Origin of the sequence: Barrientosiimonas humi (assembly GCF_006716095.1) — a bacterium.
Taxonomy (GTDB): domain Bacteria; phylum Actinomycetota; class Actinomycetes; order Actinomycetales; family Dermatophilaceae; genus Barrientosiimonas; species Barrientosiimonas humi.
This window is the reverse complement of the sequence record NZ_VFOK01000001.1, coordinates 3,141,190-3,162,208: the sequence shown is the minus strand read 5'-3', so window position 1 is coordinate 3,162,208 and position 21,019 is coordinate 3,141,190. Positions and strand designations below refer to the sequence as shown.

The 21,019-nt window shown below is 71.8% G+C and carries 18 protein-coding genes; 9 read left to right on the top strand and 9 right to left on the bottom strand.

All coding sequences use genetic code 11. The features are described from left to right. Positions 1 to 12 precede the first annotated feature (12 nt). The 5 genes from FB554_RS14630 (at position 13) to rplI (ending at position 3,363) form a co-directional block, all read left to right on the top strand. Positions 13 to 1,335 (top strand): hypothetical protein, encoded by a 1,323-nt coding sequence (locus FB554_RS14630; protein WP_142007123.1) that lies wholly within the window; start codon positions 13 to 15, stop codon positions 1,333 to 1,335. Between the two features lie 206 nt (positions 1,336 to 1,541). Continuing rightward, on the top strand, positions 1,542 to 1,829 hold the full coding sequence (gene rpsF, locus FB554_RS14625; protein WP_142007122.1) for a 30S ribosomal protein S6: 288 nt from the start codon (positions 1,542 to 1,544) through the stop codon (positions 1,827 to 1,829). A 37-nt stretch (positions 1,830 to 1,866) separates the two neighbouring features. After that, complete coding sequence (locus FB554_RS14620; RefSeq protein WP_142007121.1) at positions 1,867 to 2,463, top strand: single-stranded DNA-binding protein; 597 nt, start codon at positions 1,867 to 1,869, stop codon at positions 2,461 to 2,463. Positions 2,464 to 2,653: 190 nt separating this feature from the next. Continuing rightward, positions 2,654 to 2,890 carry a 30S ribosomal protein S18 gene (gene rpsR, locus FB554_RS14615; protein ID WP_013494395.1) on the top strand — a complete coding sequence of 79 codons (237 nt, stop codon included), beginning with the start codon at positions 2,654 to 2,656 and terminating at the stop codon, positions 2,888 to 2,890. A 23-nt stretch (positions 2,891 to 2,913) separates the two neighbouring features. Next, a complete protein-coding gene (gene rplI / locus FB554_RS14610) occupies positions 2,914 to 3,363 on the top strand; it encodes a 50S ribosomal protein L9 (protein ID WP_142007120.1) in 450 nt (149 codons plus the stop codon). Positions 3,364 to 3,594: 231 nt separating this feature from the next. Here rplI and FB554_RS14605 read toward each other — a convergent pair whose 3' ends face one another. After that, the gene (locus tag FB554_RS14605) at positions 3,595 to 4,971 is read right to left on the bottom strand and encodes an MATE family efflux transporter (RefSeq protein WP_420809468.1); all 1,377 of its coding nucleotides are present in this window, start codon (positions 4,969 to 4,971) and stop codon (positions 3,595 to 3,597) included. A gap of 455 nt (positions 4,972 to 5,426) precedes the next feature. On the opposite strand from FB554_RS14605, the gene FB554_RS14600 reads away from it, so the two are divergent. The 3 genes from FB554_RS14600 (at position 5,427) to FB554_RS14590 (ending at position 8,688) form a co-directional block, all read left to right on the top strand. Then, a complete protein-coding gene (locus FB554_RS14600; RefSeq protein WP_211344614.1) occupies positions 5,427 to 6,413 on the top strand; it encodes a C40 family peptidase in 987 nt (328 codons plus the stop codon). A 100-nt stretch (positions 6,414 to 6,513) separates the two neighbouring features. Continuing rightward, positions 6,514 to 7,845 (top strand): peptidoglycan DD-metalloendopeptidase family protein, encoded by a 1,332-nt coding sequence (locus FB554_RS14595; RefSeq protein ID WP_142007118.1) that lies wholly within the window; start codon positions 6,514 to 6,516, stop codon positions 7,843 to 7,845. 156 nt (positions 7,846 to 8,001) lie between these two features. Then, complete coding sequence (locus tag FB554_RS14590; RefSeq protein ID WP_236022160.1) at positions 8,002 to 8,688, top strand: class I SAM-dependent DNA methyltransferase; 687 nt, start codon at positions 8,002 to 8,004, stop codon at positions 8,686 to 8,688. 84 nt (positions 8,689 to 8,772) lie between these two features. Here the strand turns inward: FB554_RS14590 and FB554_RS14585 are convergent, their stop codons facing one another. The 8 genes from FB554_RS14585 to sigK are packed head-to-tail and all read right to left on the bottom strand — an operon-like array spanning position 8,773 to position 17,079. Next, positions 8,773 to 10,239 carry an MFS transporter gene (locus FB554_RS14585; RefSeq protein ID WP_142007117.1) on the bottom strand — a complete coding sequence of 489 codons (1,467 nt, stop codon included), beginning with the start codon at positions 10,237 to 10,239 and terminating at the stop codon, positions 8,773 to 8,775. Between the two features lie 34 nt (positions 10,240 to 10,273). Then, the gene (locus FB554_RS14580; RefSeq protein WP_142007116.1) at positions 10,274 to 11,053 is read right to left on the bottom strand and encodes a DUF1295 domain-containing protein; all 780 of its coding nucleotides are present in this window, start codon (positions 11,051 to 11,053) and stop codon (positions 10,274 to 10,276) included. After that, positions 11,046 to 12,380 (bottom strand): SAM-dependent methyltransferase, encoded by a 1,335-nt coding sequence (locus FB554_RS14575; protein ID WP_142007115.1) that lies wholly within the window; start codon positions 12,378 to 12,380, stop codon positions 11,046 to 11,048. The genes FB554_RS14580 and FB554_RS14575 overlap by 8 nt, the downstream gene beginning before the upstream one ends. Beyond that, positions 12,377 to 13,675: an SAM-dependent methyltransferase gene (locus FB554_RS14570; protein WP_142007114.1), complete on the bottom strand. Its 1,299-nt coding sequence runs from the start codon at positions 13,673 to 13,675 to the stop codon at positions 12,377 to 12,379. Before FB554_RS14570 ends, FB554_RS14575 begins: the two co-directional genes overlap by 4 nt. Further along, entirely contained in the window at positions 13,672 to 14,400 is a 729-nt protein-coding gene (locus FB554_RS14565) for a DUF1365 domain-containing protein (RefSeq protein ID WP_338070572.1), read from the bottom strand. Before FB554_RS14565 ends, FB554_RS14570 begins: the two co-directional genes overlap by 4 nt. After that, positions 14,397 to 15,701, bottom strand: a complete 1,305-nt coding sequence (locus FB554_RS14560) for an NAD(P)/FAD-dependent oxidoreductase (protein WP_142007113.1) — start codon at positions 15,699 to 15,701, stop codon at positions 14,397 to 14,399. Before FB554_RS14560 ends, FB554_RS14565 begins: the two co-directional genes overlap by 4 nt. Continuing rightward, positions 15,698 to 16,462, bottom strand: coding sequence for an anti-sigma factor (locus FB554_RS14555; RefSeq protein ID WP_142007112.1), 765 nt, complete (start codon positions 16,460 to 16,462; stop codon positions 15,698 to 15,700). The genes FB554_RS14560 and FB554_RS14555 overlap by 4 nt, the downstream gene beginning before the upstream one ends. Then, entirely contained in the window at positions 16,459 to 17,079 is a 621-nt protein-coding gene (gene sigK, locus FB554_RS14550) for an ECF RNA polymerase sigma factor SigK (RefSeq protein WP_142007111.1), read from the bottom strand. The genes FB554_RS14555 and sigK overlap by 4 nt, the downstream gene beginning before the upstream one ends. A 443-nt stretch (positions 17,080 to 17,522) precedes the next feature. Here sigK and dnaB point away from each other — a divergent pair, with 443 nt between their 5' ends. Then, entirely contained in the window at positions 17,523 to 19,937 is a 2,415-nt protein-coding gene (gene dnaB / locus FB554_RS14545) for a replicative DNA helicase (RefSeq protein ID WP_142007110.1), read from the top strand. Positions 19,938 to 21,019 lie beyond the last annotated feature (1,082 nt).

The window sequence follows — 21,019 nt, the reverse complement described above, 5'->3', positions numbered from 1 at the left end:
AGACTCCGCGGCATGACCCAGCAGCTGCCGACCCGTGAAGACCCGGTCGCGCGGGCGGCCTCGGAGGTCATCGGTGGCCCCGTCGGTCGCTACGCCCGCGTCGGGCAGCGCGGCTGGCTCGCCGCGGCCGCCGTGCTGTCGGCCCTCGGCAGCATGGTCGTGGCCCTCGGCGTGCTGCAGAAGAACAGCTGCGTGCGCACCGGCTGGGCGACGCCCAACTCGCTGTGGCGCATGTGCTACTCCGACCTGCCCGCCGCCGCCAACGGCGCGGCGCCGGGGTCGGCGTACGACCCGTTCGCTCCCGGCACCAACCAGCCGTTCCTCACGGCGATGCTCACCTGGGTGATGCAGCTGGTGACCCCCGACGGGTCGACCCCGCTGGCGCGGCAGCAGTGGTTCTTCGCGCTCGCGGCCGTGGTCGTGGCGCTGCTGGTCGCCGGAACCGTCTGCGCGATCGCGTGGATGCTGCCCGACACCCCCTGGCGGGCCGCGCACGTCGCGCTCAGCCCGGTGCTCATCACCTCTGCGCTGGTCTCGCTCGACCTGTTCGGCGTGCTGCTCATGGCGGCCGGCCTGGCCGCGTGGGTGCGTCGCCACCCGGTCGCGGCCGGGGCGTTGCTCGGAGCCGCCGTGATGGCGCGCAGCTTCCCGCTGGTCGTGCTGGCCGCCGTCGCGCTCGTGGGCTGGCGCGCCGGGCGGCGCGACGACGTGCGCAAGACGCTGGCCGCCGCGGCCGGCGTGATCGTGCTGTGCCTGGTCCTGGCGTACGCCCTCGGCGGCGACCCGCTCGCGCCGTACCGGCTCTGGGCAGACCAGGCGGCGGCGTACGGCTCGGTCTGGAAGATCCTGGAGATCGTCGGCGTGACGCTGCCGGCCGGGGTGCTCACCGCCATCGCGGTGCTCGGCTGGGTCGTGGCGCTCGCGGTCGGCGGGATGCTCGTCGCGCGCGAGCGGCCGCTGCCGCTGATCCCGGTCGCGACGGTGATGCTCGTGATCGTCATGGTGACCGGCAAGAGCAACCCGGTGCAGGCGGCCACCTGGCTGCTGCCGCTGATCGCCGCGTCGCTGATCGGGTGGCGCGACCACCTCCTGTGGGCCGGGGTCGAGATCACCGCGTTCGTCGCCACCTGGCTGTACGTCGGCAGCGGCTTCGACTCCGCGAAGGGCCTGCCGGCGGCGGCGTACGCCCTCGTCTCGCTCGCCCGGCTGCTCGCCCTCGGGGCCCTCGCCTGGCGGATGGTCGACCTCGCCCAGCGCGCCGACGAGCGGGCCCGCGCGGCCGAGCCGCAGGCGCAGCCCGGGCGGCTGACGGCGGTGCCCAGCCCGACCGATTAGGGCCGGCGCCGCGCGCGCGGCTACCCTTGTCCGGTTCCCGGTGCATCCACAGGTCGACGGATCACGCCCGGACGTCTGTCGGTGCCGCGTGGCACCGTGGAGTCCAACGGCCCGACGACCACCCGAGGTGGGTGCACCGAGACGCTGCAACCCTCCTGTCACGGAGAGACCGTGACCGCCGAGACCGAAGGAGGTGGGTTTCCCGCATGCGTCAGTACGAACTGATGATCATCCTCGACCCCGAGCTTGATGAGCGCACGGTCCAGCCCTCGCTGGAGAAGTTCCTCACCGTCGTCACCAAGGACGGTGGCACCGTCGACAACCTCGACATCTGGGGTCGTCGCCGGCTGGCCTACGACATCAAGAAGAAGTCCGAGGGGATCTACGCGGTCGTCACGATGACCGCCGAGCCCGCCACGGCCCAGGAGCTGGACCGTCAGCTCGGGCTCAACGAGTCGATCATGCGCACCAAGCTGATGCGCGGCGACGCCTGAGACTCCTCACCGATCCGCACTCAGAAAAGGATCCCGCATGGCTGGTGACACCCCGATCACGGTGATCGGCAACCTCACGAGCGACCCGGAGCTGCGCTTCACGCCCAACGGGGCTGCGGTCGCCAACTTCACGGTCGCGTCGACGCCGCGCCAGTTCGACCGGCAGACCAACGAGTGGAAGGACGGCGAGACGCTGTTCATGCGCTGCTCGGTGTGGCGGGAGGCGGCCGAGAACGCCGCCGAGTCGCTCACCCGCGGCGCACGCGTCATCGTCTCCGGCCGGCTCGTCTCGCGCTCCTGGGAGACCAAGGAGGGCGAGAAGCGCACCGTCATGGAGATGCAGGTCGAAGAGGTCGGCCCGTCGCTGCGTTACGCCACGGCCAAGGTCAACAAGACCCAGCGCAGTGGTGGTGGCGGCGGTGGCTTCGGCGGCGGCGGAGGCGGCGGCTACGGCGGTGGCGGCTACGGCCAGCAGGGCGGGCAACCGTCCGGTGGCCAGGGCGGTCCCGCTCAGGGCGGCCAGGCCGAGGACCCGTGGGCGACCGGGGGCCAGTCCTCCGGTGGTCAGCAGGGTGGCGGTCAGCAGGGCGGCGGCTGGAGCACCGGCCCGTCCTACGACGAGCCTCCGTTCTAGATCCTTTTGGCCTCGGCTCCTCCTCCGGCGATCCGTCGCAAGCTCCGGCTCGCCGGCATCGTCGCCGAGGCCCACGCTGGTCGAGTAGCCGAGCCGCTAGGCGAGGCGTATCGAGACCAACAACCGAGAACAACCGAACACCCATCCCGAGCACCGCTCGGGCTCCCCGCAACCTAAGGAGAGCACCACGATGGCCAAGCCCGTTGTGCGCAAGCCCAAGAAGAAGGCCAACCCGCTGAAGGCGGCGAAGGTCGAGAACATCGACTACAAGGACACCGCGCTGCTGCGCAAGTTCATCTCCGACCGCGGCAAGATCCGCGCTCGCCGGGTGACCGGTGTGTCCGTCCAGGAGCAGCGGCTGATCGCCACCGCGGTCAAGAACGCCCGCGAGATGGCGCTGCTTCCCTACTCCAGCTCGGCTCGCTGAGCCTTCGCGGAAGGAGATCCGAAGTGAAGGTCATTCTCACCCACGAGGTGTCCAAGCTGGGCACCGCCGGTGACGTCGTCGACGTCAAGGACGGCTACGCCCGCAACTACCTGCTGCCCCGCAACCTGGCCACGCCGTGGACCAAGGGCGGCCAGAAGCAGGTCGAGGCGATCAGCCGCGCCCGCGAGACCCGCGCGGTCAAGTCCCTCGAGGACGCCCAGCAGCTCAAGGGCAACGTCGAGGCCGCCACGATCAACCTCAGCGCCCGCGCGGGCGAGAGCGGTCGCCTCTTCGGCGCCGTCACCACCGCCGAGATCGCTGACGCCGTCGCCGCCGCAGGCGCCGGCACGATCGACCGCCGCGCGATCGTCGTGACCCAGCCGATCCGGTCCACCGGCCCGGCCCAGGTCGAGGTGCGCCTGCACCCCGAGGTCGTCGCGACGGTGAACCTGAACGTCGTCCCGGCGCGGTAGTTCTTGTAACCCACGGGGTGGCCGCACCGATGAGGTGCGGCCACCCCGTCGGTGTCTCCGGGCGCAGTCAGGGCACCTCCTCCGCATTTCGTGCACTGGTGAACGATCTGCGGCGGCGACCCCCGGGATCCTGGGGTGACCCCTGCTCATTTCGTGCACCGGTGAACGATCTGCGGAAGGCGTACGCCGTCGGCAGCTGGCGTACGGCAGGTGCGGCGGACGTACGGGCGGTCAGGCGGCGCCGGTGACCAGCCAGCGGTCGGTGCGGGCGCGCAGCCACAGCGCGACGAGCCGGAAGGCCATGAACGCCGTGAACGACCACCACAGCAGCTGCAGGGCGGCGACGGCGTCGTCGGGGGCGTTGGCGCGCACCGCGAGCAGCACCGGCAGGTAGGCGACCAGCACGCCGACCTGCACCACCGCGAGCGCGAGGCCGTCGCCGGCGCCGATGAGCACCCCGTCCAGCACGAACACCAGGCCCGCGATCGGCTGTCCGATGGCCAGCACGAGCAGCGCGACGGCGAGGGCGTCGCGCACGGCCGGGTCGGGGGTGAACAGCGCCGGAAGCACCCGGTGCACGGCCAGCACCAGCAGGCCGAGGGCGACGCCGCCCCACCAGCCCCACCACAGCATCACCCGGGTCGCCGCGCGAGTGCCCTCGACGTCACCGGCGCCGAGCGATGCCCCGGTCAGCGCCTGCCCGGCGATCGCCAGTGCGTCGAGCGCGAAGGCGAGGAAACCGAAGACGGTCAGGGCGACCTGGTGCGCCGCGAGCGGCACGTCACCGAGCCCGGCCGCGACCCAGGTGGTGAGCAGCATGGCGGCCCGGAGCGCGAGCGTGCGCACCAGCAGCGGCATCCCGCCGAGCGCCGCGCGCAGCACGCGACCCGGGTGCGGACGCAGCGCCGCCGCGCTGGTGCGCGCCTTGCGCAGCACGACCCACAGCAGTCCGCCGGCCATGCCGGTCTGGGCGATCACCGTGCCGAGCGCCGAGCCCGCGATGCCCAGGCCCGCGGGGTAGACCAGCACCAGGTTGAGCACGATGTTCGCCGTGAAACCAAGGGTGGCGGCGACCAGCGGCGTGCGGGTGTCCTGGAAGCCGCGCAGCACGCCCGTGGTGGCCAGCAGCACGAGCATCGCCGGGATGCCGATGGCCGAGATGCGCAGGTACGTCGTCGCATGGTCGAGCGCTGCGGCGCTCGCCCCGAACAGGGCACAGATCGGTCGGGCGAAGGCGGCGGTCAGCGCGCCGCTGACGAGGCCGAGCCCGGCCGCCAGCCAGACGCCGTCGAGTCCCGCCGAGAGCGCTGCGTCGGGCCGGCCGGCGCCGAGCTGACGCGCGACCAGGCTCGTGGTGCCGTAGGCGAGGAAGACGAAGATGTTGGCCGCGGTGAGCAGCGCGGCGCTCGCGACGCCGAGACCGGCGAGCTGGGCGGTGCCGAGGTGGCCGACGATGGCGGAGTCGGCGAGCAGGAACAGCGGCTCGGCGACGAGGGTGAGGAACGCGGGGACCGCCAGCCGGGCGATGGCCCGGTGCGGGCGGGCCCTGGCGTCGCCGGGAGCGGCGGGTGCGTCGTCCGGAACGGCCCGGGATCGCTGCGCCTTCACCACCCACCCATCCTAGGGGTCTCAGAATATGAGACAGGGTGCTATCGCTACACCCTTCGGCATGGTGTTCGAAGTTACAGATGTGTCGTGCAGCGGCAGCCCCCGGAATGCCGCGGAACCGCGGGATTCCGCGGAATGTTCGGATTCGAGCACTCTGGCCCCAGTTGTCAATCAGACACACCGAGTCACATCCGTTTCTTCTTTTCACACCCGTCGCAGGTCCGGCATGCTGTCCGCCGTGCCCGAACCGTCGGGGGACTGGCTCTGGCACCGAGCACCGAGCACCGCGCCCGCGCACGACCCGCACGTCCGACGACCGCGATGGTCCCGTCCGAAAGGCCCCCGACCGGATGCCTACCGCCGCACCGCAGCACCTGCGTCAACGCCCGGCACGCGCCACCCTCCGACAGCAGGTCACCCTTCGTCGCGCTGCCGTCCTGGCCGCCGGCGCAGCGGTGGCCGTCCCCGGTTCGCTCGCCGGGCTCGCCCCGACCGCCGTGGCCGCGCCCGTCACGCCGCAGGCGGCCCCGGGCGTACCGAGCGCACTCCCGCAGGCCCCCGTCACCCTGCCGCAGTCGCCGACCTCGGTCGTGGTGCTGCACTACGGCTCCACCGGGTCGCTCGTGAAGACGCTCCAGTCGCGCCTCGGCATCACCGCCGACGGCAGCTTCGGCCCGATCACCCTGCGCGCGGTCAAGGCGTTCCAGGAGCGCAAGGGCCTGGAGGTCGACGGTTACGTCGGTCCGCTGACCTGGGCCGCGCTCGGCGGCTTCCCCGGCACCGCGCCGGCCCCGAGCCCCACCCCGGCCCCGCCGGAGACCTGCAGCAGCTACGTCCTGCGCTACGGCTCGTTCGGCGAGATGGTCAAGGTCGCGCAGTCGCGCCTGGGCATCACGGCCGACGGAGACTTCGGGCCGGCCACGCTGTCGGCGGTGAAGGCGTACCAGTCGCGCAAGGGCCTGGAGGTCGACGGCATCGTCGGCCCGATCACTTGGCGCTCGCTGGGCGGCTACCCGTGCGACACGCCCGACCCGACCCCCGCTCCCGACCCCAGCGCCCCGAGCGAGCCGGCGCCCGAGCCCGAGCCGGGTGCCAGTTACAACGGCCAGGACGTGCTCGACATCGCCAAGAAGTACCTCGGCACGTGGTACGTCTACGGCGGCTCGACCCCGGCCGGCTTCGACTGCTCGGGCTTCACGCAGTACGTCTACCGCCAGGTCGGCGTGAACCTCCCGCGCACCTCGCTGCAGCAGTCGCAGTTCCGCTCGGGCGTCTCGCTGAACGACCTGCGCGTCGGGGACCTGGTGTTCTTCTACTCGCCGGTGAGCCATGTCGCGATCTACGCCGGCAACGGGATGATCATCGACTCCGCGAAGCCGGGCACCCAGATCTCGATCCACAAGATGTGGGTCTCGCCCGTGAAGGCGATCCGCCTCGTCTGACCCCTGTCCACAGGCCGCTCGCTCGCGGGCGGCCTTTCCACAGCCCGTAACTGACCCCCGCCGCTCCCCCTCTCACTGCGGCACCGTAGGAGGAATACAGATGACGAGCACGACCACGACCGACCGATCGCCGGTGCTCGCCGAGCACGCCGGGTGCCCTGTGCACACGCGCTGCTCGTGCCGCCGGCCGCTGGCCGACGTCGGCTCGCCGCAGCCGTCCACGGAGGGTCAGATGAGCCGACGTCCCGCCCCGCGCCACCTCAAGGCGCAGCCCAGCCTCGCCGCCCGCGCCGTTCCCGCCGTCGCGGGTCGCCGCGGCACCGCGCTCGCCACCGGCGCCGCGCTGTCCGTCCCCGCCTCGATCAGCGGCGTCGCGATGGCCGGTTCGGCCACCGCGGCCCCCGGTGTCGCCCCGGCCGCGGTGACGGCCCCGGCGGCCGCGGCCGTCCCGCAGGCGGCCACCACGCTGCCCGCCGCCCCGATGACCGGCAGCACCCTGGTGGTGCTGCGCTACGGCGCGACCGGGTCGCTGGTGAAGACCCTCCAGTCGCGCCTCGGCGGCATCGCCGTCGACGGCAGCTTCGGCCCGATCACGCTGCGCGCGGTCAAGGCCTACCAGGAGCGCAAGGGCCTCGAGGTCGACGGCATCGTCGGCCCGAAGACGTGGGAGTCGCTCGGCGGCTTCCCCGGCCCCACCCCGAGCGAGCCCGAGCCCGCCCCCAACAACTGCACGGTCACGGTCGTGCGCTACGGCTCCACCGGCTCGCTGGTGCGCACCCTGCAGGAGCGGCTGCGCATCTCGGTCGACGGCAGCTTCGGTCCGCAGACCCTGTCGGCCGTGAAGTCCTACCAGAGCAGCAAGGGCCTGCTGGTCGACGGCGTCGTCGGCCCCGCGACCTGGAGCTCGCTGGGTGGCTTCCCGTGCGGCACCGGTGGCGGCAGCGGCCCGAGCACCGGTGGCGGCAGCGCCCCGGCCGACCCCAACGCGCTCTACAAGCTGCCGTTCCCGGCCGGCACCTCGGCCCGCATCTCGCAGGGTCCCCAGGGCAGCTTCAGCCACGACGGCCGCTACGACCAGTACGCCATCGACTTCGCGATGCCGACCGGCACCAGCGTGGTCGCGGCCCGCTCCGGCACGGTCTACAAGGCCGGCTGGGACGTCTACGGCGGCGGCAACGCGGTGCTGCTGCGCGACGCGTCGGGCAACTGCACGCAGTACAACCACATGAGCTCGATCTCGGTGCGTGCGGGTCAGTCGGTCAGCCAGGGTCAGCAGGTCGGCCGCTCGGGCAACACCGGCAACTCGACCGGGCCGCACCTGCACTTCGGCATCGTGGGCTGCAGCAACTACGTGTCGATCCAGGTCCCGCGCACCGTCGAGCGCGGCACGTCCTACCCCGTGGGTGTCTACGCCACCAGCCAGAACGGCTGACCCCGGCAGACCACCTGCGCACAGGCCTTTCGGCCCCTCTGGCGAAGCGACGCCGGAGGGGCCGAGTCGGTTCTCGGTGCGGTCTCGGGCGGCGGGGCGCACGGTCAGGCGGAGGTCCGGGAGGGGGTGCGGCGGGCGTACGCCATCCTGGAGGGTGTGACCGCACCTCGCCCGACCAGTCCGGCCCGTCCGACGCGCTGGGAGATGGGGGGCCCGGGCAACCGGGGTTACGGCGAGCGGTTCGCGCGGCTGCTGCGCGACGGGCACGACATCGAGGGTGAGGCGCGGCTCGCGGACGTGCTGGCGCCGCGCGCGGCGACGGTGCTGGACGCCGGCTCCGGCATGGGTCGGGTCGGGGCGGCGCTGCAGCGGCGGGGGCACCGCGTCATCGGGGTCGACCTCGACGCCGAGCTGGTGGAGCAGTCGCGCCGCACCTATCCCGAGCTCCCGGTGCTGCAGGCCCGGCTCGACGACCTCGCGCCGGAGCTGCTGCACGAGGCGGGCTATCCGACGGCGTACGACCTCGTCGTCTGCGTCGGCAACGTCATGATCCTGCTGGCCGAGGGCACCGAGCGGGCGGTGCTCGCGCGGCTGCGGGCGCTGCTGGCGCCGGGCGGGCGGCTGCTGGTCGGCTTCCACACCCAGGCCGGGCCGGCGGGCTCGCGGACGTACGACCCCGACGAGTTCGTCGCCGACGCCGAGGCGGCCGGGCTCGAGGTGGAGCAGCGGTTCGCCTCCTACGAGCTGGCGCCGTACGCCCCGGGCACCGACTACGTCGTCACGGTGCTGCGCCGCCGCGGCGACCGCCCGCAGACCCAGCAACCACCGGTCGACGACGCCTGACCGCGCCCGCGCCCGGTGCCGCTCAGGCCGCGCGTGGGACCGGCCCCGCGGTCATGAAACCGGGTTAGGTGCGTTTGACCCCGATCAATCAGGGTCAGACGCGTGTGACCCGGTTTCATGTGGGTTGGGGCCCGGGCGTACGCGCGTGGTCACCAGGAGCGCGAGGGTGGCGGCTGCGGTGCTGAGCAGGAAGCAGGCGGCGTAGCCCGCGGTCACCGAGACCGCGCCGACCGTCGCGAAGACGATGGCCGAGGCGGCGAGCGCGGCTGCGGCACCGACGTTGTCGACGGTCTGCAGGGCTGAGGAGACGAAGCCGTCCTGACCGGCCGGGGCTTGGCCGAGCGCCACGGTCGTGAGGCGCGGATAGATCGTGCCCATGCCCGTGCCGACCAGCGTCCAGCCGGCCATGAGCACCCACCACGGCAGGTCGAGCGTCGCCACGCCGACCGCGCTCGCGGTCCCCGTCGCGATCAGCGCGGCCCCGGTCGTCAGCGTCGGGCGCAGCGGCAGGCGCTGCTCCCACCGGCCCTGGGCACCGGAGGCCAGGCACCACGCGACCCCGGCCAGGCTGAGTGCGAGCCCGGCCTGGGTCGGTGTGAGGTGGCGCTCCTCCACGAGCAGCCGCGGGACGTAGATCTCGGCGCCGGCGAACGCCGCGAACGCCAGACCGCGCATCGCGATCGGTGCGGGCAGGCCGGCGCGGGCGCGGAGCGTGCCGACCGGCACCAGGGGTCGCAGCGCGACGAGCACGGCGATGAGCCCGAGCACTCCGAGCAGGCGCCAGGCTCCGGGTGTCTCGGCCACCGCGTTGACCGCGATCACGAGCACCGCGAGCAGCACCGAGACGGCGATGGCGCGCCGCGGCCAGGGAGGTACGCCTGTCCCGGGCGCGCTGCTCAGGTCCCCGAGCGCATCGCTCGGATCAGACGGCGCGGCAACGGTTCTCGGCAGCAGCACGGGTCGCAGGGCGACGGTGGCGAGGGCCAGCACGACCAGCGCGGCGCCGAACACCCAGCGCCAGCCCCACAGCTGCTCGATGGTGCCGGCCGCGAGCGGGCCGACCATGCTCGGCAGCAGCCAGGCTGTCGCGAACGCAGCGAAGATCTTGGTGTGCAGGGCGGCGGGGAAGGCGCGGTTGGCGACGACGTACAGCGCGACCACGGCGAGGCCGGCGCCGACGCCCTGCAGCACGCGCGCGAGCAGGAACGCGGTCATCGTGGGGGCCAGAGCGGCTCCGACGAGTCCGGCGGCCTGCAGGGCGACGCCGAGGCCGAGCGGGAGGGCGGGTCCGCGCCGGTCGGCGAGGGCGCCGGCGAAGGCGAGCGTCGCGATGCCGGAGCCCATGGTGACGGTGAAAGCCATGGCGTACCAGGCGGTTCCGTCGAGGTCGGCGGCGATCGCGGGCATGACGGTGGTGAGGGCGAGGGCCTCGAACGCGCCGAGGAAGACGAGCGCGAGAAGGCCGATCGTCACCGAACGCAGGGTGGGGTCGAAGATCGAGGTGGGCGCGTCGGTGGGCGGCGCGGCCGGTGCGGGCTGAGTGGCGGTCACCCAGGCGACGCTAGAAGTTCAAGTTGACTTGAGGTCAACCCTTCTTCGGCGGGAGCGGGACGAAGAAGCTCGTGCGCCGCTGGTAGTCGGCGTATCCCGGGCGGTCGGCCATGTGCCGCTCGAGCAGCCGGGCGCCCGTCGCGACGACGAGGAACCACACCATCGCCGCGGGCGAGAGCACGGTCAGCACGCCCGGCCACACGGCGCACGCGACGAGGTAGACGCCGACCCACACGCACGAGTCGCCGAAGTAGTTGGGGTGGCGCGACCAGCCCCACACGCCGCGGTCCATGATCGTGCCGCGGTTGGCCGGGTCGGCCTTGAACGCGGCCAGCTGCCGGTCGGCGACCGCCTCGATCGTCATGCCAACGACGGAGACGACGACGCCGAGAACCACCAGGGCGAGGCTGAATCCGCGCGGTGGTCCGGTGCTGGCGGAGACCTGGATCGGCAGCGAGACGAACCACTGCGCCAGGCCCTGGGTGAGGAAGACCCGGACGAAGATCGAGGCGGGGGAGCGGCCCTCGGCGAGCCGGGCGTACCGCGGGTCCTCGCCCTTGCCGCGCGACCTGCGGTGGATGTGCCAGGCGAGCCGGGAGCCCCAGACGACGACGATGACGGCGAGCAGCGTCCGGCGGGTGGCGTCGCCGGTGCCGACCGCTGCGGCGAGCAGTGCGACCAGGGCGAGGCCGATGCCCCAGGTCACGTCGACGACGGAGAGCCGGCCGGCCCGGCGGCTGATGGCGTACGTCAGGAGCTGGAGGGCGAGCACCAGCGCGAGACTGAGCAGCGACAGTGCAGCGAAGTCACCCACGGGGGTCGCTCCAGGTCGCGGGCCGCACGGCGGGGACGGTGGCGGGCGCGCCGGTCGCGGGCACCGCGAGGATCTGGTCGACGCCCATGCGCCCCTCCTCGAAGGCCAGCAGCCCGCCGGCGAGGTAGAGCTCCCAGACGCGCACGACCTCTTCGCCGACGAGGCGCACGAGCTCCTCGCGCGCGGCGACGAACCGGCCCTGCCAGGCGCGCACGGTCCAGACGTAGTGCTCGCGCAGCGCGTGCACGTCGCGCACCTCGAGGCCGCCGCGCTCGAGCAGCTCGACGGTCTCGCCGACCGGCCGCATCGTCATGTCGGGCGCGATGAACGCCTCGATGAACGGGCCGCCGCCGGGGTGCTTGCCGCGCCGGGTCATCTGCTGCACGAGGATGCGCGCGTGCGGCGCGGCGTTGCGGCGCAGGGTCTCGACGAACGCGGGGTAGCCGCGGTCGCCGGCGTGCTCGCCCATCTCGAGCGAGGCGACGGCGTCGTACGGCCGGTCGGCGACGTCGCGGTAGTCCTGCAGCCGGATCGTGACCCGGTCGGTGAGCCCGCGGTCGGCGGCGCGCTTCTCGACGAACTGCTGCTGCTCGCGGGCGATCGTCACGCCGGTGACCCGGGCGTCGTAGTGCTCGGCGGCGTGCAGGCTGAGCGCGCCCCAGCCGCACCCGACGTCGAGCAGCCGCATGCCGGGCCGCTGGTCGAGGCCGAGCTTGCGGCAGACCAGGTCGAGCTTGTCGCCCTGCGCGTCCTCCAGCGTGTACGCCGGTGTCTCGTGGGCATCGAGGCTCGCCCCGGTGACGTAGCCGCAGGAGTAGGCCATGGCGTCGTCGAGGATCAGCTCGTAGAAGTCGGTCGGGATGTCGTAGTGGTGGTGGATGACCGCGGCGTCGCGGCGGCGGGAGTGCAGGCGGCCGGTCACCGCGATCTGGGTCGCGGGCGGTGCCGGCGGCCGCCCGAAGGCATCGGCGGCGCGCAGGATGCCGACCGCGTCACGAATCATGCTGGGGGACAGGCGGATCCGGCGGGTGGGGCGGCGCCGCGCCTGCTCCCAGACGTGTCGCAGCGCTCGCTCGACCGGCCAGTCGATCGACAGCTCACCGGTGACGTAGGCCTGGGCGGCGCCGAGCTCGCCCGGGTGGCGCACGAGGCGCTGCAGCGCCCGCGGCGAGTGCAGCGTCACGGTGGGCGCGCCGATGTCGGGGCCGGCGCTGGAGCCGTCCCAGGCGACGATGCGCACCGGTGGCGGGGCGCCGAGGGCGTCCTCGAGGAGCGCGACGAGGGCCGGTGCGACGGGACGGGCGGGTGCGCTGGTCGGACGTCTCACGCGCCCGCCTCGAAGGTCAGCTGGTGCACGTCGAGGTATCCGGAGCGGAATCCGCCCTCGGAGTAGCCGAGGTAGAACCGCCACATGCGTTGGAAGGTGTGGTCGAAACCCAGCTCGCACAACGCATCTCGCTGCTCGTCGAACTCCTGGCGCCACTGCCGCAGGGTCAGTGCGTAGCTGCTGCCCATGCTGAGGGTGTCGACGGTGCTCAGCCCCGCGCGGCCGGCCTCCTCGAGCAGCAGCTCGCGGGAGGCGAGGGCGCCGCCGGGGAAGATGTACTTGTGGATCCAGGTGTATCCGCCACGCGTCAGGTCGACGCGGTGGTGCGGCATGGTGATCGCCTGGATCGCGGCGCGGCCGCCGGGCCGCAGCACCCGCTGGATCGTCGCGAAGTAGGTGTCGAGGAAGTCGAGACCGACGGCCTCGATCATCTCGACCGAGACGACCGCGTCGTAGCTGCCGGTGACCTCGCGGTAGTCGAGCAGCCGCGCCTCGACGCGGTCGCCGACCCCTCCGTCGCGGACCTTGTCGCGGGTGAGGTCGAGCTGCTCCGAGGACAGCGTGATGGTGTCGACGTGGGCGCCGCGCTGCGCGGCGCGCAGCGCGAGCTCGCCCCAACCAGAACCGATCTCGAGCACCCGGGTGCCCTCGCCGACGCCGGCCTGGTCGAGCAGCCGGTCGATCTTGGCGCGCTGCGCCTCGGCGAGGGGCTGGGGGTGGGTGTGGGCGTCGTACGTCGGGGGCGGGTCGAACAGGGCCGCGGAGTAGCTCATCGTCTCGTCGAGGAACAGCGCGAACATCTCGTTGGACAGGTCGTAGTGCCGCTCGACGTTGCTGCGCGAGTTGTCGGTGGTCTGCCGGTCGGTGTGCGGCTGCCGCGCGAGGTAGGCCGCGCGCAGCCGGGCGAGCGGCGCCGGCACCAGCTCGTCGATGGCGTCGGCAAACGCCGCGATGAGCGGCGCGAGGTCGGGGCTGTCCCACTCGCCGGCGCAGTAGCTCTCGCCGAAGCCGATGAGGCCGCTGTCGCCGAGGCGCCGCAGCAGCCGCTCCGCGTCGTGCACCACCATCGTCGGCGCGCCGAGGGTGGCCGCGCCGCCACCGACGGCGTGACCGTCGGGCAGCAGCACCCGGATCGGCATGCGGTCGACGGCGCGCAGAAAGATCCGCTCCGCGACGGGGCGGGCGAGCCGGGCGCGGAGCGTGGACGGGGCGTGGGCGACGTCGGGCCATCGGGTGGCGTCGATCGGGCCGTCGTCGGGGCGCAGCGGGCTGAGGGTGGCGTCGAACGCGGTCATACCGACTCCTGGGGGGTGTGGTGCGGTCGGTGGACGATGGGCAGGCCCCGCGCCCACAACCGGATGCCGTGCACCCGGATGCGGGCCGCGACCAGGCGCGGCGCGAGGGCGCTGGTCAGCGCGGTGCGCAGCACGTCGGGCGCAGGCACTCGCTCGCCGTCCCAGGTGGCCACGAACGGGGTGAAACCGTTGCGGTGCAACGTGACTCGCACGTCGAACGTGTCGCCGGGCAGCGGGAGCGAGAGCGTGTAGCGACCGGAGACGTCGTTGAACGGCGAGACGTAGAGCTCCTTGTCGGTCTCGGCCCGCGACTCCTCGTCGGGCCGCACGAGGTAGGCGTGCCGCTCGCCGTAGGTGTTGTGCACCTCGGCGATCGCGCAGGTGAGGTGCTCGCCGTCGAGGCACCAGTAGACGGTGATCGGGTTGAAGGCGTGACCGAGGCTGCGCGGCGTCGTCAGCGCCAGCACCTGCTGCCCGGAGAGGTCGACGCCCTGCGTGTCCGCGAAGGCGAGCACGTTGTCGTACCAACGGGACTCGGGGTCGCCGAGGTGGTCGGAGGCACGGAACTGCACGACCGGGCGGAGCCAGCGCGGCAGGTCGGGCGGGGTCGTACGCCCGCCGAGCCGGGCGAGGTCGACGAGCCAGGCGGTGGAGGAGTGGCGGAACGAGTGCCGCAGCGGCGTGCCGCGGTGGTGAGCGACCCGGGTGCGGTAGAGCGCGGTCACCAGCTCACCCCGAGACGTCGGGCGGCGGCCAGGCCGCTGGCCGCGCCGTCCTCGTGGAACCCCCACCCGTGGTAGGCGCCGGCGAAAGCGATGCGGTCGTCGGACAGCTGCGGCAGGAGGCGCTGCGCAGCGACCGCCTCGGCGGTGTAGAGCGGGTGCTCGTAGGTCATCTCGGCGATGACCGTGCTGGGGTCGACGCGGTGAGATCCGTTGAGCGTCACCAGGACTCGCTGCTCGTCGCCCCGCGGCAGGCGCATCAGGCGGGTGAGGTCGTAGGACACCAGCACGCCCTGCTGCTCGTCGTCGGGGAGCCGGTAGTTCCACGACGCCCGCACGCGGCGCCGGGTCGGCAGCAGGCTCGTGTCGGTGTGCAGCTGGGCGGGGTTGGTGGAGTAGGTGATCGCCGACAGCACGGCGTCCTCGAGGGCGTCCGGCCGGTGGAGCATGCGCAGGGCCTGGTGCGGGTGCGCGGCGATGACGACACCGGCGTACGTCCTCGTGCCGTGGGGGTCGGTGACCTCGACGCCGTCGTCGGTGCGGCGGACCTCGCGCACGGGGCTGGACAGCCGAATCTCACTGACGTTCTTGAGGACTCGGTCGACATAGGATCGCGAGCCGCCCACGACCGTGCGCCACGTCGGCGACCCGGTGACGGTGAGCATGCCGTGGTGCTCGAGGAAGGTGAGCAGGCTGCGGGCGGGGTAGCGCAGCGCGTCTGCGGTGTCGCACGACCACACGGCGGCCACCAGCGGGCGCAGGAACATCTGGTGGAAGGTGTCGCTGAACCCCAGGCCCCCGGCCCACTCACCGATGGTGACGTCCGTGCTGGTCGAGTAGGGCGGAGCGCCAGCGGAGCCCGTATCGAGACCACTCCCGGTGTCTGCCAACAGGTTTCGCGCCGCGCGGTGGAAGCGCCGGACCTCACCCAGCATCCGCCAGTACGCCGGGCTCGCCGCCGTGCGCGGGTCGCCGAGGATGCCGCGCGCGCCCTGGCCGCCGGCGTACTGCCAGCGCCGTGGCCCGCCGCTGACGGACATGCTCATGTCGGTCGGCTGGGTGGCGACGTCGAGCTCGGAGAACAGCCGGCACAGCGTCGGATAGGTGCGGTCGTTGTGCACGATGAACCCGCTGTCGACGGGCACGACCTGGCCGCCGGGAAGCGTGACGTCGTGGGTGTGGGCGTGGCCGCCGGGGCGCGCGTCGGCCTCGTAGATCGTGACCGGGCCGGCGCCGGACAGCACGTAGGCGGCGACGAGGCCGCTGACTCCCGAGCCGACGACGGCATACCGCGGTTCGGTCATCGGAACTCGACGATCCCGAGCGGCTCGCTCGTGGGTTGCCTTGACCCGCCTGCGGGTTCGACGGTCATCCCGGCGCCGACCGCCTGGGCGACGTCGCCGCTGAGCATCATCGTGACGGTGCCGTCGGACGCGCGCGGCACCAGCCCGGCCGACACCATCGACCCGTCGGCGTGCTGCAGCCACATCTGGTAGGCGCGGCCCTCGGGGGCGTTGGGCAGGGTGGTCGAGCGGAGCGCGGCGCGCGACTGCGACTCCGAGCGGTAGATCGTGACCGACCCGCCGTCCATGCGCAGGGTGTACTCCTGCGCGTCGGGCGCCTCGGTGATCTGGCTGATGGCGGTCTGCGTCGGTCCGGGCGCGTCGTCCCACGGCGACCAGACGCCCACTCCGCCGATCGCGACCGCGGCGGCCGCGGCGGCGCCGAGCAGCCACGGGGCGCGGCGCCGACGGCGAGCGGCGAGCTCGTCGCGCGGCTGCTCCGGGCGTACGTCCTCGGTCGGCTCCACGTCCGCGCTCGCCGAGCCCTCGGGCGGGAGCGGGCGAGTGCGGCGTACCTCGTCCAGCACGGACGCGCGCAACCGGGCGGGCGGCGCGGTCTCGGTGAGCAGGCTCAGGTCGGCGGCGGCGTCGCGCAGGCTGTGCATCTCGGCGCGGTCGTCGGGGTGGGCCTCGAGGTAGCGCTCGACCTCGGCGCGCTCGGTGTCGTCGAGCGCGTCGACGGCATAGGCGCCGAGCAGCTGGTAGGTGTCGGCGGCGTTCATCGCTCGACTCCCATCGTGTCGCGCAACCGGATGAGTCCATCGCGGATGCGGGTCTTGGCGGTGCCCAGCGGCAGGTCGAGCAGCTGGGCGACCTCGGTGTGCGTGTAGCCGCCGAAGTAGGCCAGCTCCACGGCCTGGCGCTGGGTCTCGGTCAGGCCGGCGAGGGCCTTGCGGACGCGCTGGGCGTCGAGTCCGCGGTGGGCCTGCTCGGCGGTGGTGTCGTACGCCCGTGGCTCGGTCTGTTGCTGGTAGTCGTCGTCGCGCCGGGTGGCTGCCTCGACGCTGCGCACCCGGTCGACCGCGCGGCGGTGGGTGAGGGTGAGCAGCCAGGACAGGGCGCTGCCCCGGCCGGCGTCGAAGCGGGCGGAGTGGCGCCAGATCTCCAGGTAGGTCTCCTGGGTGACCTCCTCCGCGTGGGCGGGGTTGCGCACCACGCGCAGGGCCAGGCCGTAGACGCGCGGGCTGGTGGCGTCGTACAGCGTGGCGAAGGCGTCCTCGTCGCCGCGGGCGCAGCGGCGGATCAGCCCGGCCAGGTCGGCCGGCTCCGTCGGGCCGGCGGACTCGGTCCCGCCGGCGGGCGCGGCGGGGCCCGGTCCGCGATCGGGGCCGGGCTCCATGGGGCTGATCATGGTGCCCCGGGCGGGTCGAGCGGGCGGTTCATGACCAGTGTTTCGGAGCGGCCGCCGCATCGGATTGGTGCTGGTGCAAGAACCGTTGGTGGGCCACGTCGGTGGACAACCGCGGGGCCAGCCGACGGAGGCGTAACTTTCTGCTGTGCACAGTGTGTGGACGACGTTTCTGCAGGTCAACGGCCTGTCGTGGGTGCGGGGATGCGGTTTGTCCACAGGGCTGTCCACCGCTTGCACACAGGCTGAGCCCACTTGTCCGCAAGTTCTCCACAGCGTCGTCCACAGGCCTTGACGCGACTCCCCTCCGCCAGTTGGGCGTGTCGCCGAGGCGCGTCCTAACGTCGGGCGGACGTGTTGCTTGTCGGTGCCGGGTGGTCTCATCTCTGCTGTCAGCAGCGAGCTGAGCCGACCGGTGCGAAGGAGGATCTCGGGTGTCGATCGCCGAGCTCGAAGGGGCCTATGACGCCCCGAGCGATGGTCCCTCCGACGAGCGCGTCCCGCCGCAGGACGTCAGTGCCGAACAGTCGGTGCTGGGCGGGATGCTGCTGTCCAAGGACGCCATCGCCGACTGTGTCGAGGCGGTCAAGGGCACCGACTTCTACCGCCCCGCGCACGAGGTCATCTGGGACGCGATCCTGGATCTGTACGGCCGGGGCGAGCCGGCCGACGCCATCACCGTCGCCGACGAGCTCAACAAGCGGGGCGAGCTGGGTCGCGCGGGCGGGCCGGCATACCTGCACCAGCTGATCCAGGGCGTGCCGACCGCGGCCAACGCGGGCTACTACGCCCAGATCGTGGCCGAGCGGGCGGTGCTGCGGCGCCTGGTCGACGCGGGCACCCGCATCGTGCAGATGGGCTACGCCCAGGGCGGCGGCGACGTCGAGGACCTGGTCAACGCGGCCCAGGCCGAGGTCTATGCCGTGGCCGACAAGCGCGGCGGCGAGGACTACGTCCGGCTCGGCGAGGTCATCGAGTCGACCGCCGACGAGATCGAGGCGGCGTCGTCGACCTCGGGCGAGATGATCGGTGTGCCAACGGGATTCACCGATCTCGACACGTTGACGAACGGCCTGCACCCGGGGCAGATGATCGTGCTGGCGGCGAGGCCTGCCGTCGGCAAGTCGACCCTGGGACTCGACATCGTGCGGTCGTCGGCGATCAAGCACAACCAGGCCGCGGTCATCTTCAGCCTGGAGATGAGCAAGTCCGAGATCACCATGCGTCTGCTGTCGGCCGAGGCCGAGATCCAGCTGCAGCACATGCGCAAGGGGCAGATGCGCGACACCGACTGGACGCGCCTGGCCGCGACGATGGGCCGGGTCTCCGACGCGCCATTGTTCATCGACGACTCTCCGAACATGTCGCTGATGGAGATCCGCGCGAAGTGCCGCCGGCTCAAGCAGACCAACAACCTCAAGCTGGTGGTCATCGACTATCTGCAGCTCATGACCTCGGGCAAGCGCGTCGAGTCGCGTCAGCAGGAGGTCTCGGAGTTCTCCCGTGCGCTCAAGCTGTTGGCCAAGGAGATCGACGTCCCGGTCATCGCGATCAGCCAGCTGAACCGTGGACCCGAGCAGCGCACGGACAAGCGGCCGCAGATGAGCGACCTTCGCGAATCGGGCTGCCTGACTGCCGACACTCGGCTGCTGCGTGCCGACACGGGTGCGGAAGTGACGATCGGGGAGCTTGCCGAGTCGGGCGCGCGCGATGTGCCTGTCTGGGCACTGGACGACTCGCTGCGATACGTCGCCCGGCCGCTGACGCACGCCTTCTCGACAGGCACCCGGCCGGTCTTCCGGATGACGCTCGCCTCGGGCAAGACCGTGCGTGCGACGGAGAACCACCGCTTCCTGACGTACGACGGGTGGAAGCAGCTGGGTGACCTGCGCGTTGACGACCGGATCGCTGTCCCGCGTCACGTCCCTGCACCGGAGCGGCACGAACAGTTCGGCGACGACGCCCAGGTGCGCACCATGGCGCTGCTCTGGTCGAGCAAGACGCCGTACGACCGCGCGAACTATGGCCACGCGGCGTACGGCTGCTCCCTTGGTGTGGACATGGTTCCGGAGGCTGATCGTGAACTGATCCCCGATCTGTTCCACATGCCCAAGCGCCAGATCGCTGTCTTCATCGACGCGCTGTGGCGCCTCGATGGTCGTGTTTCCTGGCTCGCTGGCGAGGGGACCGTGACGCTGCAGGCGCAGTCCCGACGGCTGCTCCACGACGTGTCGCAGCTGCTGCTCCGCTTCGGGATCTCGACGCGAGTCACGGTTGATCAGAACGGTTTTCAGCTCTGCGTGGAGGGGATTGACGATCAGCGTCGCTTCCTCCAAGAGGTCTACTGCCACGGCGAGCTGACCGAGTCGGCGCTAGCCCTGCTGGAGCACGTCCGGGAGCAGACCGCGACCCGCGACGCTGCTGCGGTGACCCCCGCGCTGCACCGGGGGCTGGCCACGGCGGTGTCGGACGGTGGGGACTCCGGGTCGGCACTCGAAGCGGTTGCGACCCTGCTCGACGAGTCCGATCTCGATCTCGATGCGGTCAACGACGTTCTCTGGGACGCGATCGTGGCGGTCGAGCTTGACGGGCTCGAAGCGGTCTACGACGCGACCGTGATCGGATCGCACAACTTCATCGCTAACGGCATCGCCGCCCACAACAGCATCGAGCAGGACGCCGACATGGTTATCCTGCTCCATCGAGAGGACTCCTTCAACAAGGAGTCCGAGCGTGCGGGTGAGGCCGACCTGATCGTGGCCAAGCACCGTAACGGCCCCACCGACACGATCGTGGTGGCGTTCCAGGGGCACTACAGCCGCTTCACCAATATGGCGCAGAGCTTCTGACCGTACGCCCGAGGTTAGTTCGTTATCAGGGTGCGACCAATCTCGCACAATGACCATGTTCCATAACCGTGGTACGCGTAATTCTGGTGGCCGCGACCGGTCGGATCGTCTGCGCTACAGGGGGCGGATCACGAGCCGCTGCGGGAGAACGTGCGTTGAACTACCTCGAGGCACGCTCCCAAGTGCAGGTAGCGGTTAGGCGAGGAGGGGCGCGAGCGTCCAAAGCCGCGCGAGTCGCTGGATCTGGAGCCCAAGGTGCCGGGGCTGTCGCGCCTGCATGGGTGTCGGTGTCGCACGTGTCGGTCTAGCGCATTGACTCGTGCTGGAGGCTGATGGCGAGATCAGCAGTATCAAAGAAGACTTTCGAGTCTGGCCCCGACGTTTCGTGACTGGTTCAAATTTTGGGACCGTTCGGAGATTTCCTCTGAATCTGTGCAAAGTGGCCTCGCGTGCCGGAAGGCTAGTCGATGGCCTGGATTGACCAAGGTCGGCGCCTCCCACCTGATCCTTAACTCAGAGCGAAGCGCTCGGTCGAGGACGTCTATTTCCTGCGCCTTCCTAGCGTGGGGAGTCCTCCGGAAACTGCTCGCACCGATGTAGATCTAGGCCGCGAGTCGCTCGCCTCGGCCTCTCGTATTGTCGCTCGACGCGCCTGCTCTTCCTCGCGTTCTCGATAGATCCGCAACTGTTCCGGGGTTAGCCGCTGAAGCCGTGTCTTGGACTTCGGAGGAGAAGTGTTTTTGTCTGCTGTCCAATCGGCATGAATCCGGTCGCAGGTGCCGCAAACCGAGGTCTGGTTCTCTCGCACGTCTTCGACGACGACATCCATCGACCGTGGGCGACCTGTAAGCCTCCGAGCGCAGAGCGACCGGCCCTCGATGTCCGGGTCGACTCGATGCCATTTCCCGTCCAGGACCCATTCGGTCATTAACTAAGCATATGGGCCGTTCGCGCTGGCCGCCTGGAGATCACCGCGTTGAGTGCGAACGCCGCGCCCAACGCTGTCTCCTGGTCGTTGCGACGCTCGACAGCCTGGCGGAGAATGCATGGCCGCAGCGAGGTTCCCCCGGCGTGGCTTCCCT

What these genes read in the sequence shown, in the direction of transcription:
- FB554_RS14630 (WP_142007123.1), top strand. Translation starts at nt 13, where the DNA reads ATGACCCAGCAGCTGCCGACCCGTGAAGACCCGGTCGCGCGGGCGGCC.
- rpsF (WP_142007122.1), top strand. Translation starts at nt 1,542, where the DNA reads ATGCGTCAGTACGAACTGATGATCATCCTCGACCCCGAGCTTGATGAG.
- FB554_RS14620 (WP_142007121.1), top strand. Translation starts at nt 1,867, where the DNA reads ATGGCTGGTGACACCCCGATCACGGTGATCGGCAACCTCACGAGCGAC.
- rpsR (WP_013494395.1), top strand. Translation starts at nt 2,654, where the DNA reads ATGGCCAAGCCCGTTGTGCGCAAGCCCAAGAAGAAGGCCAACCCGCTG.
- FB554_RS14595 (WP_142007118.1), top strand. Translation starts at nt 6,514, where the DNA reads ATGACGAGCACGACCACGACCGACCGATCGCCGGTGCTCGCCGAGCAC.
- FB554_RS14570 (WP_142007114.1), bottom strand. Translation starts at nt 13,675, where the DNA reads ATGACCGCGTTCGACGCCACCCTCAGCCCGCTGCGCCCCGACGACGGC.
- FB554_RS14560 (WP_142007113.1), bottom strand. Translation starts at nt 15,701, where the DNA reads ATGACCGAACCGCGGTATGCCGTCGTCGGCTCGGGAGTCAGCGGCCTC.
- FB554_RS14555 (WP_142007112.1), bottom strand. Translation starts at nt 16,462, where the DNA reads ATGAACGCCGCCGACACCTACCAGCTGCTCGGCGCCTATGCCGTCGAC.
- sigK (WP_142007111.1), bottom strand. Translation starts at nt 17,079, where the DNA reads ATGGAGCCCGGCCCCGATCGCGGACCGGGCCCCGCCGCGCCCGCCGGC.